This window comes from Halomonas sp. AOP7-E1-9, from assembly GCF_052376035.1.
In the GTDB taxonomy this organism is placed as follows: Bacteria; Pseudomonadota; Gammaproteobacteria; order Pseudomonadales; family Halomonadaceae; genus Vreelandella; species Vreelandella citrativorans.
Genome location: NZ_JBQSVC010000003.1, coordinates 173539 through 186671 on the forward strand (window position 1 = coordinate 173539; position 13133 = coordinate 186671).

Sequence of the window (13133 nt, forward strand, 5' to 3'; positions counted from 1 at the left end):
TCTAGCTGGCGATGGGCAACCGTTTGCGGCTGAAGGCCGTTAACCCGACCAATAGCGCCGTGGTGGTAAAAATCGCTACGGCGCTCATCGCCATTCCCACTCCCGGCGAGCCCTGCTCGAATTGCCCAAATACGAATGTCGATACGGTGCTCATGCCTGCCGGCGCCACCATCAGTGATGCCACCAGCTCTCTGGAAGCAATGGCAAACACCAGCAGCATGGATACCAGAAGACTCGGCGCCAGCGCCGGCAGCAAGATACGCCGAAACGTCGCGACAAATCCGGCCCCGCACACTCTGGCAGCCGCCTCCAGGCTCTCACCCATCTGCCGTAAAGCCGCACTGGCATAGCGCACAGGGTAAGGAAGCAGCAGGCACGCATACGCCAGCAGCAGCATCGCCCCGGTGTTGTACACCTGAATGGGCCAATGGCTCTGGTTCCACGCCAGAATCAAACCTACCGCCACAACGACCCCAGGCAGGGTGTTGGGCAGCAGCGACAGTAAATCGAGCATCCCTTTGCCACGTACTTGAGCACGCACCACCATATAGCCAACCAGGGCTCCCAACACACCTGTGAGCAAGGCGGCACCAACGGCCAGGCTCAGGCTCGTTCCCAATGCCTGCATGGCACCGCCACGATTGGCAAACAGCGCCTCGAAGTGGCGTAGCGACAGGTTATCCAGCGTAAGTCCGCCCGACAGCGTTCCCGTCAGTGCTGTCGCCAATACGGCCAGCAGGGGAACGGCAACCGAGATAAACGCCACGGCTGAAAAAAGCACTAAGGTCGGCCACTTCCATTTTCCAAGCTCGGCGCGCTCCCCCGTCGCTGGCTTGCCGGTCTGGCTGATAAACGAACGCCGCGTTACCAGCCAGTGCTGGACGTAGAAGGCGGCCATCGCCAGCATCACAAGCAACAGTGACAGCACGGCAGCGCCGGGGATATCGATTGGCCAGTCGGAAAAGCGCTGATGAATCCCGGTCACCAAAACGTGATAGCCCGCCTGAGCGCCCAGCGTGGCTGGCGTGCCAAACTCCTCAATCGTGAGTGCAAAAACCAGCAGTAGGCTGGCCGCAATACCGGGCGTCGAGAGTGGCAGCGTGACGCGCCACAGCGCCTGCCATTTGCCTGCCCCACAAACGCGGGCGGCCGACGCGTAGCGTCCACCCACACTCATCATGGTGCGCGAAACGGCAAAATAGACCACGGGAAAGACGTTCAGCACCATCACGAACACAATGCCGTAGAAAGAGAACAGAAAATGGCTCGCTTCGATACCCATTAACTGCTGCGCATAGCCGCGCGGCTGAAGCGTCAACATCCAGGAGAGCGCCGCGATATACGGTGGAATCATAAACGGAATCAGAAAAATCAGATCCCAAATAGCGCCGCCCGGCACACAGGTAAGCGCCCGCAGCGCGCCAAGCGGTATGGCCAGCACGGCACAGGCCAAGACCACGGCAAGGCCCAGACGCAGCGTATTGCCCAGCAGTTTAAGCAGTGCAGGGTCGACAAGCGTTGGCATGAACAGTGTAAAAGCACCAGAGAGATCGCCGCGCGACCATAGCGGAAAAATGGCCTGCAAAACGATATACAGTAGCGGCAAGCCCACCAATAAAAGCAGTATCAGCACCGTGAGCAACAGCACGATGCCTGCCCCGTCCAAACGGGGCAGGTTGAGGGCTTTGATCGATTTCATCACCCGCCCGTCAGCCCACGAAAGCGTTCCAGAATGACGTCACGCTGCTCGTTCATTGCTTCGCTATCGATATCAATCAGCGTCAGCTCATTCAGCGTCGGGCGCTGTGCTTCGATATCGCTACGTGCTGGCATCAGGTAGCTTTCAGCAACCCGCTGCTGGCCTTGATCAGAGAGCATAAAATCGATGAACTGCTCGGCCTCATGTTGCATAGCGCTGGACTCGAGAATCATCATCGGGCGCGGCGCGATAACCGTACCACTTTCGGGGAAAATGACCTCAATCGCCTCACCGCTTTCCTGTTGGGTAAGCGCAATATAGTCGACGGCGCCAAACACAACAGACTTGGCGCCCTGCAATACGGGATTAAGCGCGCGTGCATTAGGCCCGGGCACCACCATACCGTTGTCCATCAGTGCTTCCAGCAACGACCACGTTGCGTCTTCTCCCGTCGCCGTCAAAAGGCCGGCCACCAGCTCAAAAGCGGCCCCCGACTGAGCGGGATCAGGCATAGTTACCTGGTCGGCGTAAACCGGGTCAGCCAGATCAGACCAGTCGCTGGGTGGCGGCGTATCACTATTTTGGTTCCAGACCAGCGACAGCGCCGAAACGCCTTGGGCGACGTAGTCATCCGCCTGCAGGAAATCAGGCACAGTGGCCGCATTAGAAGATCGATAAGCGTGCAAGAGACCATCTTCCGAAAGCGACGTAGCGCTATCCCAAGAGGCAGAAATGACGACATCTGCCAACGGATTGGCACGCTCGGCTTCCAACCGGGCCATTACCTGGCCTGTCGTACTTTGAAACACATTCACATCGATATTGGTTTGCTCGGTAAAATCGGCCGCCAGACGCTCAATCAGCGAGTTCGGCCCTGCCGAGTAGACCGTCAACGCCTGAGCATGAGCTTGACTACCCAGACTAAAAATTGCGGCGCCCGTAAGCGACACCAGCGCAGAGCGGGAAAGCAATCGAGAAAGCATGCGACATTCCTTATAGTGGGATAAATGTGTTAGCAAAGCTCCGCAGCATGCAGAGGGGAACAGGAAAGCGCCTCGCCAGTGGGTAGCCAAGCGCGTAGTGATGCGACGTCTACCGTCAGGCCAACGGATTCCGGTGGCACCAGCGTGTCATGCACACGCAGTTTTATATGGGTATGTTGATTAAGCGACAGCGTTAGTGCGGTGTGGTCGCCCTGAAACAGCCGACCTTTTACCTTGGCAATCACGTCAGCCTGAGTTGGCGACGTCAGTGTAAGTGCCCGGCGAGGTAGCAGAAGGCGTGCCGGGCCGGTGTAATCACGGTGAGCCATGACGCGTAACGTTTGGCCAGCAACATGAAAGCCATCTGCATCGAAGTGTCCATCAAGCACCGCACCGGCATCGATAAACGCGGCAATCGAGGGAGTAGCGGGCGCTTGATAAAGCGCTTCCGGGGAGGCCACCTGTTGCAAACGCCCCGCTTGCAACACTGCCACCTCATCAGCCAGAGAAAAGGCTTCATGCTGATCGTGGGTGACAAAAACGGCCGTCAGGGCGAGCTCTTCAATCAGGGCTCGGATTTCCAGTGCCAGATTGTCGCGAAGCCCTTTATCCAGATTGGAGAGCGGCTCATCCATTAGCAAAAGCCTGGGCTTGGCCACGATGGCGCGTGCCAGCGCAACGCGCTGCTGCTGCCCGCCGGAGAGCGACCCCGGCTGGCGGTCGGCATAGTCGCCAAGGCCGACCAGCGACAGCGCCCAGGCTACCTGTTCTTCGCGCGCTTTGGGGTTAACGCCTTGCATTTCCAGAGGAAACGCTACGTTTTGCGCCACGCTCATATGCGGCCAAAGTGCATAATCCTGAAAGACCATGCCGAGCTTTCGATCGTTGGGGCTCAAATGACGCTGAGGCTGAGCCACAAGCTGCCCATTCAGGGAAATATGCCCGCTATCGATGCCGGTTAGCCCAGCGATACAGCGCAGTAATGTCGTTTTACCACAGCCGGAGGGGCCTAGCAGGGCCAGCACTTTGCCGCTCGATAGGTGAAGGTCGATACCATCCAGCGCTTTTTTATCACCAAACGATTTCTGCAAACCTTCAATAGCAAGCGCAGGAATGGGCATAGAGTTAGCACCGTCATCAAAAGGAAGTACCCTAACGAAAAATGATGACAGTCGTTTGACAGCGGCAATGACCGTTAAAGCAGCACCAATGCCCCTTTTGCTTCACGACAAAGGTGCTGCGTTAACTCAGTTAGCAGGCGGCCTCCGCTGCGCCAATAGTGCCAGTAAAGAGGCACATCAATAGCACGCCCCGGCATCAGTTCCACCAGCGTGCCTTTAATCAATTCATCTCGCACTTGAAGCTCTGGCACCATCCCCCAGCCAAGCCCGCTCTCCATTAGCCGTACAAAGCCTTCGGAAGAGGGGCATAGGTGGTAATCAAACCCTCCCGTTACGCCAAGTTCCGCCAAAAACCGATGCTGTAACTGATCATCGGTTCCAAACACGATTGCCGGTGCACGGGCCAACACCTGGGCATTGATGCCTTCTGCCAAGTAGCGGTGGACAAAGGCCGGGCTTGCCACGGCAAGATAAGGCATGGCACCTAACGCTACGCTGTTGGCACCCGCAACCGGGCGTTCGGCAGCACAGACACATCCTGCTACTTCACCAGCACGCATGCGCTTTAGTCCTACCTCTTGGTCCTCCACTACCAGTTCCAGCAATACGTTCTGGTTGGTACAGAAATCCCCTACCGCTGATGCCCACCACGTCGCCAGGCTATCGGCGTTAATCGCCAGGCGCAGGCGTTCCGGTACGGCCTCGCTTAATACCGGCACCTGACCCTTTAAGTCGCGTTCAAGTAAGCGCACCTGCTGCACATGGTTAAGCAGTTGGCGTCCTACCTCGGTGGGCGCAGGCGGTGTGGCACGCACCAGAACGGGCTGACCAATACGCGCTTCAAGCAGCTTGATCCGCTGGGAGATAGCTGACTGCGATAACCCCAGCACCTGCGCGCCTCGCTCAAAACCACCCTGCTCTATGACGGCGGCCAACGCCGCCAATAATTTGTAATCCAGCAATCACTTTTCCTAATGAGACATCAGCATTATTCGTTTTTCTTATACAGGTAATCTCCGCACACTGACCAGCGATATTCACTGCAGTATTCATAACGCACTTCATAACAGGAAAGAGAGCATGTGGCAGAGTTACAGCAATGGCCTGCTGGTTGGGATGGGGTTAATCATGGCGATTGGCGCTCAAAATGCGTTTGTGCTTTCGCAAAGCCTGCGCCGCGAACACCATATTCCGGTCGCTCTACTATGCATTGTTTGCGATGCCGTGCTGGTGACCGCAGGCGTGTTTGGTTTGGCGAATCTGCTGGCTCAAAATCCCCTTTTATTGGCCATTGCTCGCTGGGGCGGGACTGCATTTCTGCTTTGGTACGCAAGTCAGGCACTACGCCGTGCCTGGCGCCCTAACGGACTTGAGGCAGGCGGTACGCCCCCACGCTCTCTTGCTGCGGTCATACTGGCGACACTCGCGGTAACGCTGCTCAACCCGCATGTTTATATTGATACCGTATTGCTGATCGGCTCACTCGGTGCTCAGCAACCTATTCCCGGCGCCTATGCCATGGGGGCTGCCAGTGGCTCAGCACTCTGGTTTACTGCCTTGGCACTAGGCGCTGCCTGGCTGGCGCCTTGGCTATCACGCCCCTTTACCTGGCGGCTAATCGATATTGGGGTTGCGATGATGATGTTGACGATTGCTGTCCAACTGATGACAGAAGGGTTGTAGCCCATCCATAGTATGAGAGCTTTAAACTTTTAACGTAGATTAATACTACTTTCTAAAATAAAAAATTTAACCACGCGCCAACTAATTTTCAATTTAAAGCTTAACTTTTATAAACACTTGAGTGCCTAAATCCCTGCTAGCTTTAAATGGCTTCCGTCTTTCATTACGGATAATGCTTTATTAACCGAGAAGGAGCCGACTGATGGTTATTAAAAATGCCAAGGAACTTTTCATTCATCTGCTTTCCGATACGAACAGTGCTGAAAAGCAGATAACTAAGGCGCTGCCCAAGATGGCCCGCGCAGCTGACGACCCTCAATTAGCCGACGCTTTCAAACACCACCTTGAAGAAACCCAAGGCCAGTTGGAGCGGCTTGAGAAAGTCGCGGATAGCCTGCCGGATATCCGTATCAAGCGAATCAAGTGCCACGCGATGGAAGGCTTGATTGAAGAAGGCCAGGAACTCATTGAAGCCACCGAGAAAGGCCCTGTACGAGATGCAGGCTTAATTGGCGCAGCGCAAAAAGTAGAGCACTACGAGATTGCGACATACGGCACTCTTTGCGCCCTTGCCGAGCAGTTAGGCTATACAGACGCTAAAAAAATCCTGGCCGAAACACTTAAAGAAGAGAAATCGACAGACGACAAGCTAAGCAAACTGGCAGAAGCCAACGTTAACAAAAAAGCGGGTTAACGGCTGCTTGGCAAACGGGTCTCAATAGCTGGCTCACACCCATTATTACGACTATCAGATATTATTCGTAGCAGGGGGAGCCAGCTATTAACGGAACTGCCCTGATGCTATTGATCGCCTATTGTGGGCGCATTATGTCGTAACGGCTCGCTCACATCCTCTCCTCACGATTCCCATTTTGATCTCTGCCTGCCCTGGTTTGGCCTTAGCCAACCCATAGTTGATGCTTGAGTTAACGCAAACAGGCTGATATCTTATCGATAATAACTATCATTAGCATAGGGAATTTCATCTCATGTGCAGCATGGAAAAAAGCACCTCGCGGGAGAAAACACCGCCACCACGTGAAGTGGAAAGTCGAGAGTTACTGGGGTCAGAAGGCCAGTTGGTGATTCATCACGAAAACCGGCGCTATCTGCTACGTTTTACCAAAAGCGGAAAGCTTATTTTAACGGCTTAACAACTGACCGTTACGCCCCCTTAGCATTTGCTATTAGTACGTCCCAAGCTTAATGCCAGCCAGGTAGCCGACGCACCCAGCCAGCACCTATTACCTTCTTATTGTTGGAATGGTCTGGCCCATGAAACGCGCTTACTCGCTTTGCCCGCTTTATCTTACGTTTTGCCCTCTATTGGTAGCACCTGCCTTGGCGCAACCAGAGATTGAGCCTCACTCCTTTGATCCTGTCACTGTCACCGGTACACGAGTGCCCACGGATCTTTCCCGTGCCCCACTCATCATCGATATTATTGAGCGTGATGATGCAGTGTTGGCCACCGCGAGCCGAGTGGAAGACGTACTTAGCCGTCAGCCTGGCCTACACGTTGCAGGACAAGGGCGCCGCAACGGCCAAACGCTGAGCCTGCGTGGCTTTGGCCGTGAGGGCGTACTGGTCCGCCTGGATGGTGTTCGGCAAGATATTTCCACGGGTCATATCGGTAACTTTTTCCTTGATCCCGCCTTGATTCAAAATGTCCAGATTGCCCGCGGAGCGCTCTCTAGCCTTTACGGTAGTAACGCGATGGGCGGTGTGGTTAGTTTTAACAGCGTAGATGCCGATGACCTGCTTGCGCCCGACGAGGAAAGCGGTGTACGGCTTTCTGTCGGTGGCGCAAGCGCCAGTGACGAGTTACGTGGCAGCCTTACCGCTTTTGGTCGTCGTGATACATCAAGTGGCCGCGTCGATGGTCTTCTCTCAATAGGCCGTAGCAAGTCCGGTGATATTCGTCGCGCCGGTGGCGAGATGGCCGATGAAGATGCCTCGCTCAACAGCCTGTTACTAAAAGGTGGCTGGCAGCCGGATGACGACCAGCGGGTGTTTGTTAGCTGGCAACATTACGACGAGCACACCACCCAACCCGCTAATCCGCAACAGCGTTCTACAGATGCCAGCAACCCGCTGCGCGACCGCGACGTTCAGAGCAACAATGTGCAGCTCGGCCACCGTTGGCAGCCAGGTGCGGCTACCGAGATCACCTCACGACTCACCTTTAGCCAGCAAGATATTGATGAGCCAAGGGCCAGCCGCACTCTGGAGCGTGCGGGGCTGCAAAGCGACGGCTATCACCGAATGGAGCATGGCTGGCTTTCTCAAACGCTGGTATTTGGTGCTGAACTGGAGCAGGCCCGCCAACGTCCTGAAGGCGATGCGAATGGTTTCCCACGTGCCGATATTGATACGCAAGCAGCCTACCTGGATACAACGCTCACCGCTGGCCGTTACCTGACGGAGGGCGGCGCGGGAGCGTTCGACATTGGATTAGGCGCCCGCTATGACCGCTACGATGCCACCGGCCAGGGCGAGGCCAACAGCGTACATGATCAGATTTCCCCACGTTTTCGCGTTGCCTGGCGGCCCGACGACGCATTGATGCTATTTACCGGATACGCCGAGGCTTTCCGCGCTCCGAGTCTTTCTGAGCTATATGCTAATGAACGCCACTTTGCGGGGTTCTGTGCCGGGCCGTTCTTCTGTACGCCCGACAACTACTGGATACCCAACCCGGACCTTGTCCCTGAAACCAGTCATACCTGGGAGAGCGGCGTGGTTTGGCATCAGGGAGATTGGCAAGTGCGTGCCAGCTACTTTGATACCCGTGCCAATGACTTTATCGATACTCAGGTCGATATTATGGCAGGCACCACTCAAGCCGTGAACGTTCAGCGCGCCCAGCTGTGGGGCTATGATGCCCGCGTTTTCTGGCAGCCCAGCGCTTTTTCTTTCCTTACCAGTTTTGCAGGCCTTTCCGAAGTCTCCGGCAAAGACCGCGACACCGGCGCGCCGCTAGGCAATCAAACACCGCTGGAAGCGACCTTAGGCAGTGATATTGCACTGTACAACGGTAATGTGCGCCTGGGCTGGCAAGGTCGGTTTGCCCGTGATTTCGACAAACAGGGCGATGACGAGCGCTTGCCAGGCTACGGGCTACACGATGTACACCTGGCCTGGCGCCTTACCCCCGCCATTGATACCTCGCTACGCCTGGCCAACCTGGGCGATAAAGTGTGGTACCGCCCCGATGGCAGCTTAGGCGATGGGCGCAGCCTGTTCGCCACCCTCAACTGGCAGTGGTAATGCCACACCATGCACCCGATGAAGGTGAGCTCATGACGCAATCCCAACAAATCGCTATTCTGGAAGCCTTTGATGCTGCGCGTGAAGCACAGCCGCGCCTGCCCGCTATTGATATTGCCGAGCGCTTGGCCATTAGCGAAGGCGAGTTACAGGCGGCTCGCCTGGGGCGTGGTATATGGACACTGCCCCTGCCACCCAGTGAGATCGCAAGCTATCTACCCACGCTTGGCCGCGTAAAATCACTGACCCGCTCGCGCCTGGCCGTCCTTGAACAAACCGGGGACTATCCTGAACTGCGCGGCGGGGCCCAAACGGGACTACTGCTCGACCCCGGCGGTTTGGATCTTCGCTTGCTGTATTCCCACTGGCACTGGGTGTGCTTGATTCGTGATGCCATGCCTTCACAAGATGGCTCAAAGGAGTGGCGCTGGAGCCTGCAAATATTTAACCAGCATGGCTGCGCCGTGCACAAATGCTTTGCGCTGGAAACACCGCTTCCCAGCGCCTGGGACGCGTTAGCAGCACTCGGCACCCAGGACACTCCGGCGTTCACCCAGAGTGCACCACGCCTTAAACGCCCGCTTCCCAACGCCCCCGACCTTGCGGGCGAATGGGGAGCGATGCAGGACGTGCATCAATTCTTCGCTCTGCTGCAGCGCCATCGTCTGGAGCGTATTGAGGCCAACCAGCTGATGGAGGGCCACTACACCCGGGCGCTACCGGCTAACATACTGGAAAACCTGTTTCATCAGGCAAGCCAATACGCCTTGCCGCTCATGCTGTTTGTCGCCAGTCCCGGCTGCGTGCAAATCCGTACGGGGACGCTGCCCACGCCCCAGCGCGCACGGGGTTGGCTGAATCTGTTTGGCGATAGCTTTACCCTACACTTGGACGACACCGCCATTGATCAGGTGTGGCAAGTGTCTAAACCCAATCGTGACGGAGGCGTCACCAGCATTGAAGCGTTTGACGCACAAGGCGCATTAGTCCTGCAAATATATGCCGAGCGCCGCGAGGGCAATCCCGAATCCAGCGCCTGGCGACAGTTATTGAATGAGCTTAATCAGCGTGAGGCCGTGGCATGAAGCAGCCTGTTCGACTGCTCTCCGGCGTTTTGCTTGCGCTATTTTTCAGCCTGGAAACGAGCGCCAGCGAACGCTGGGTTGTGCTGGGTGGCGATATTGCTGAAACGCTTTCAGCCTTGAAGGCTGACATCAATCTGGTCGCCCGCGACGATACGGTTCTCTATCCTGAGACCCTGACAGCGCTGCCCTCTGTGGGTTATTTACGCCAGCTCTCGGCCGAAAGCGTACTGTCGGTTCAGCCTGACCGTATCCTTGCCAATCAGCATGCCGGCCCTAAAGAAGTGCTTGAACAGCTGGACGCTGTCGGCGTTACGCTGGATGTGGTTAGCGCACCCGCGACGCTAGCGGCCATTGCTGAAAAGGTTCGCGCGGTGGGTAGCTACACTGACCGGCATGAACAAGCCAACGCTTTAGCGCAAACCTTGACTGACAAGCTTGAATACCTGGCTGATTTGCCCCCCTTACCTTCAACCCGGGCGATGTTTATTCTCCAGCATAGTGGCTTAACGCCGCGCGCTGCCGGAAGCCAAACCTCGGCGCATACGGCACTTGAAGCCGTCGGGCTGGAAAACGCCTTTGCAGCGATGGAGGGCTACCACAGTGTTGGCGCCGAGGCGTTGGTGCGCGTGGCACCTGAGCTGATCATTATGTCAGCGCGCGGTTTAGACGCTATGGGTGGCCCAGAAGCCTTGTGGCAATTACCCGGTATGGCACTTACTCCAGCAGGCCAAGCGCAGCGGGTAATCGTTATCGATGATCAGGCACTGCTGGGCTTTGGGCCACGTGCGCCCGACCAGCTGTTAGCCTTACGCCAGGATGTTGAAGCGCTGCTCAACGCCTCGCCCACTGCACTGGCTGCGCCGTAATGGTCAGCTTAACGGCTTATCGTCAGCGTACGATGCGACCGATGGGGCGCGCTCCACGAGTCCTTATCGGTTTAACGCTTACGCTGTTACTTGCCTTGGCATGGGGCGCAGCGTCAGGGGCATTAGGGCTCTCCCCATGGGCACTGCTAAGCGGCAATGCCGATACGCTTAGCACGCAGGTTTGGTGGCAGCTGCGCTTACCGCGCTTGCTGCTGGGGGTTGCCGTAGGCGCCATGCTCGCAGGCAGCGGCGCTGCCATGCAGGGGCTATTTCGCAATCCCTTGGCCGACCCAACGCTGCTCGGCCTTGCCAGCGGTGCCGGGCTATTTGTGGCGCTATGGATCGTTATTTTTCAGGATAGCGCCGTCAACAGCCTTTACGGCCAGTTTGCTGCTGGCTTTTTGGGCGCGCTGAGCGTATGTGTCATCGTGTTTGGCTTGGCCAAACGTCAGGGTGGGAGTGCCGCCGTTATGACCCTGCTGCTAGCGGGCCTGGCGATTAACACTCTGGCCGGCGCTGCGGGTGGCGTCCTTGCGTTTATCGCCAGCGATGAACAGCTGCGCCAACTGAGCCTGTGGGGTATGGGCACGCTAACCCATGCCTTATGGCGAACCACCGCTATCGCCCTGGTACTGATTAGCCTGGCACTGTGGATGCTAATGCGCAGCGCCAGCGAGCTTGACCTGCTTCAACTAGGCGAAACCACGGCCCATGCGGCGGGACTGGACGCCAACCGCCTCAAACGCCGTATTGTCGTGGCCACCTCACTTGGCGTCGGGCTGTGCGTAGCCCTCACCGGTGTCATTGGCTTTCTTGGCCTGCTGGTTCCCCACTGCCTACGGCTTTGGCTAGGGCCCGGACACAGGTTACTCCTGCCTGCCTCAATGCTGGGCGGTGCTTTGTTATTAGTGGTCGCCGATACCCTGGCGCGCACGATAGCCTCTCCTGCCGAGATCCCGGTCGGGCTGCTAACGAGCCTTTTGGGCGGGCCCTACTTTCTGTATCTGCTTATGCGCCGGAGCCCGTCATGCTGACCCTGCATCAAGCGGGGCTAACCTCAATTCCCGCACTAGCACCTATGAATGGTGAGATCCATCCAGGCGAACTGCTCGCGATTGTAGGGCCGAATGGCGCAGGCAAGAGCACGCTGCTCAGCATGCTGTCAGGCTATCGCCGCTGCGAACAGGGCACCGTACAGCTGGATGGTCGCTTGCTTGATGAGTGGGAGATCACCGCGCTCGCCAGCCGACGTGCGCTTGTCGCTCAGCAGGAGCCTGTCGGCTTCGATTGGCGAGTGGAAGAATTGGTGTGTCTAGGGAGCAACCCCGATAAAGCACTCATCGCCGAGCTGCTCGATGACCTGGACCTCGTCCCGCTCGCCAAGCGCAGCGTACTCTCGCTTTCGGGCGGCGAGCGCCAGCGAGTGATGATCGCCCGCGGCGCCTGCCAACTGCTCTCGCGGCGCTCAGACGCAGCCAAGGATGGCGGCCTACTTCTGCTGGATGAACCCACCAGCGCCTTGGATATCGGCCAGCAGCAGCGGCTAATGCGTCAACTACGCACCTGGGCCACACGGCATCATATGGCCATCGTATGCGTCCTACATGACCTGAACCTGGCCGGCACTTACGCCGACTACGTTTGGTTACTGCAAAAGGGGCAGCGTATAGCGCATGGTAAACCACATGACGTTCTCGTACCCGCCAGCATTGCTGATGTGTACGAGGCAGAACTCCATGCACTCACGAGCCAGACGACCTCTACCCCGCTACTGGCACTAATGCGTTAATGCGCGCTTGAAGAGCGTTAACCCGTTCTTAATACGGCGTAGTATGCTTAGCGTATCCACCTATTAGTGGGTCATCGCCTGACCTGGCGCATCGCCAAGCCCTGTTATCCATGAGAAACTGGATAAATGAACGAGAAACCACCCGTAAGCTCACCGCCAAAGCGCCCATCAAAAGAGCCCCTAACGCTAGTACGCGCCTTATGGGTAGGCCTTGCTGCGCTGAGTTTTGGGATTGGTGTTCTCGGTATCTTCCTGCCCTTGCTGCCCACGACCGAGTTTATGCTGGGAGCCGTTTACTGCGCTTCCAAAGGCTCACCACGCTTTGAAGCGTGGATCCGTTCGCGGCGTTATGTTGGGCCTTTGATTAAAAACTGGGAGCGTGAGCGCGCTATTTCCAGACGCGCTAAATACATCGCGGTAAGCAGTATTTTTGCCAGCGCAATGATCCTGCTCTGGCATTTAGGCGAGGGCTGGTTACGCTGGGCTATCGTTGCGCTGCTGGCGTGCATCGCCTGCTGGCTCGCGACGCGACCTGAACCGAGTGCGCGTGATTGAGATAACCGGAGGATACATGTCTAGGCTTTGTACGAAAAGTTGGCTCGCAAGCAACGCTCTATGCAGGCTACGCATACCATCG

13 protein-coding genes are annotated in these 13133 nt (G+C 56.9%); 9 read left to right on the top strand and 4 right to left on the bottom strand.

Annotation, left to right across the window (positions count from 1 at the left end):
* Position 1: 1 nt before the first annotated feature.
* The 4 genes from ACT3R4_RS03445 to ACT3R4_RS03460 all read right to left on the bottom strand — a co-directional run bounded on the left by ACT3R4_RS03445 (position 2) and on the right by ACT3R4_RS03460 (position 4765).
* The gene (locus tag ACT3R4_RS03445) at positions 2-1699 is read right to left on the bottom strand and encodes an ABC transporter permease (RefSeq protein WP_441677351.1); all 1698 of its coding nucleotides are present in this window, start codon (positions 1697-1699) and stop codon (positions 2-4) included.
* Positions 1699-2682 (bottom strand): ABC transporter substrate-binding protein, encoded by a 984-nt coding sequence (locus ACT3R4_RS03450; protein WP_441677349.1) that lies wholly within the window; start codon positions 2680-2682, stop codon positions 1699-1701. Before ACT3R4_RS03450 ends, ACT3R4_RS03445 begins: the two co-directional genes overlap by 1 nt.
* 29 nt (positions 2683-2711) lie before the next feature.
* The gene (locus ACT3R4_RS03455; RefSeq protein WP_441677347.1) at positions 2712-3803 is read right to left on the bottom strand and encodes an ABC transporter ATP-binding protein; all 1092 of its coding nucleotides are present in this window, start codon (positions 3801-3803) and stop codon (positions 2712-2714) included.
* A gap of 74 nt (positions 3804-3877) precedes the next feature.
* Positions 3878-4765, bottom strand: coding sequence for a LysR family transcriptional regulator ArgP (locus ACT3R4_RS03460; protein ID WP_441677345.1), 888 nt, complete (start codon positions 4763-4765; stop codon positions 3878-3880).
* A 118-nt stretch (positions 4766-4883) separates the two neighbouring features.
* On the opposite strand from ACT3R4_RS03460, the gene ACT3R4_RS03465 reads away from it, so the two are divergent.
* From ACT3R4_RS03465 to ACT3R4_RS03505, 9 genes are all read left to right on the top strand, one after another.
* Entirely contained in the window at positions 4884-5486 is a 603-nt protein-coding gene (locus tag ACT3R4_RS03465) for a LysE/ArgO family amino acid transporter (RefSeq protein ID WP_441677344.1), read from the top strand.
* Between the two features lie 202 nt (positions 5487-5688).
* Entirely contained in the window at positions 5689-6180 is a 492-nt protein-coding gene (locus ACT3R4_RS03470) for a YciE/YciF ferroxidase family protein (RefSeq protein ID WP_193054697.1), read from the top strand.
* Positions 6181-6475: 295 nt separating this feature from the next.
* Positions 6476-6640: a hemin uptake protein HemP gene (hemP, locus tag ACT3R4_RS03475; protein WP_193054698.1), complete on the top strand. Its 165-nt coding sequence runs from the start codon at positions 6476-6478 to the stop codon at positions 6638-6640.
* Positions 6641-6761: 121 nt separating this feature from the next.
* Entirely contained in the window at positions 6762-8756 is a 1995-nt protein-coding gene (locus tag ACT3R4_RS03480; RefSeq protein ID WP_441677341.1) for a TonB-dependent receptor domain-containing protein, read from the top strand.
* A 32-nt stretch (positions 8757-8788) separates the two neighbouring features.
* Entirely contained in the window at positions 8789-9841 is a 1053-nt protein-coding gene (locus ACT3R4_RS03485; RefSeq protein ID WP_441677340.1) for a ChuX/HutX family heme-like substrate-binding protein, read from the top strand.
* Entirely contained in the window at positions 9838-10707 is an 870-nt protein-coding gene (locus ACT3R4_RS03490) for a heme/hemin ABC transporter substrate-binding protein (protein WP_441677339.1), read from the top strand. Before ACT3R4_RS03485 ends, ACT3R4_RS03490 begins: the two co-directional genes overlap by 4 nt.
* Complete coding sequence (locus ACT3R4_RS03495) at positions 10707-11741, top strand: FecCD family ABC transporter permease (RefSeq protein WP_441677337.1); 1035 nt, start codon at positions 10707-10709, stop codon at positions 11739-11741. The genes ACT3R4_RS03490 and ACT3R4_RS03495 overlap by 1 nt, the downstream gene beginning before the upstream one ends.
* Complete coding sequence (locus ACT3R4_RS03500) at positions 11735-12496, top strand: ATP-binding cassette domain-containing protein (RefSeq protein WP_441677335.1); 762 nt, start codon at positions 11735-11737, stop codon at positions 12494-12496. The genes ACT3R4_RS03495 and ACT3R4_RS03500 overlap by 7 nt, the downstream gene beginning before the upstream one ends.
* Before the next feature lie 126 nt (positions 12497-12622).
* A complete protein-coding gene (locus ACT3R4_RS03505) occupies positions 12623-13051 on the top strand; it encodes a YbaN family protein (protein WP_441677333.1) in 429 nt (142 codons plus the stop codon).
* Positions 13052-13133 lie beyond the last annotated feature (82 nt).

Coding starts and splice junctions, on each gene's coding strand:
- ACT3R4_RS03445 (WP_441677351.1), bottom strand. CDS start 1,699: ATGAAATCGATCAAAGCCCTCAACCTGCCCCGTTTGGACGGGGCAGGC.
- ACT3R4_RS03450 (WP_441677349.1), bottom strand. CDS start 2,682: ATGCTTTCTCGATTGCTTTCCCGCTCTGCGCTGGTGTCGCTTACGGGC.
- ACT3R4_RS03455 (WP_441677347.1), bottom strand. CDS start 3,803: ATGCCCATTCCTGCGCTTGCTATTGAAGGTTTGCAGAAATCGTTTGGT.
- ACT3R4_RS03465 (WP_441677344.1), top strand. CDS start 4,884: ATGTGGCAGAGTTACAGCAATGGCCTGCTGGTTGGGATGGGGTTAATC.
- ACT3R4_RS03470 (WP_193054697.1), top strand. CDS start 5,689: ATGGTTATTAAAAATGCCAAGGAACTTTTCATTCATCTGCTTTCCGAT.
- hemP (WP_193054698.1), top strand. CDS start 6,476: ATGTGCAGCATGGAAAAAAGCACCTCGCGGGAGAAAACACCGCCACCA.
- ACT3R4_RS03480 (WP_441677341.1), top strand. CDS start 6,762: ATGAAACGCGCTTACTCGCTTTGCCCGCTTTATCTTACGTTTTGCCCT.
- ACT3R4_RS03485 (WP_441677340.1), top strand. CDS start 8,789: ATGACGCAATCCCAACAAATCGCTATTCTGGAAGCCTTTGATGCTGCG.
- ACT3R4_RS03490 (WP_441677339.1), top strand. CDS start 9,838: ATGAAGCAGCCTGTTCGACTGCTCTCCGGCGTTTTGCTTGCGCTATTT.
- ACT3R4_RS03495 (WP_441677337.1), top strand. CDS start 10,707: ATGGTCAGCTTAACGGCTTATCGTCAGCGTACGATGCGACCGATGGGG.
- ACT3R4_RS03500 (WP_441677335.1), top strand. CDS start 11,735: ATGCTGACCCTGCATCAAGCGGGGCTAACCTCAATTCCCGCACTAGCA.
- ACT3R4_RS03505 (WP_441677333.1), top strand. CDS start 12,623: ATGAACGAGAAACCACCCGTAAGCTCACCGCCAAAGCGCCCATCAAAA.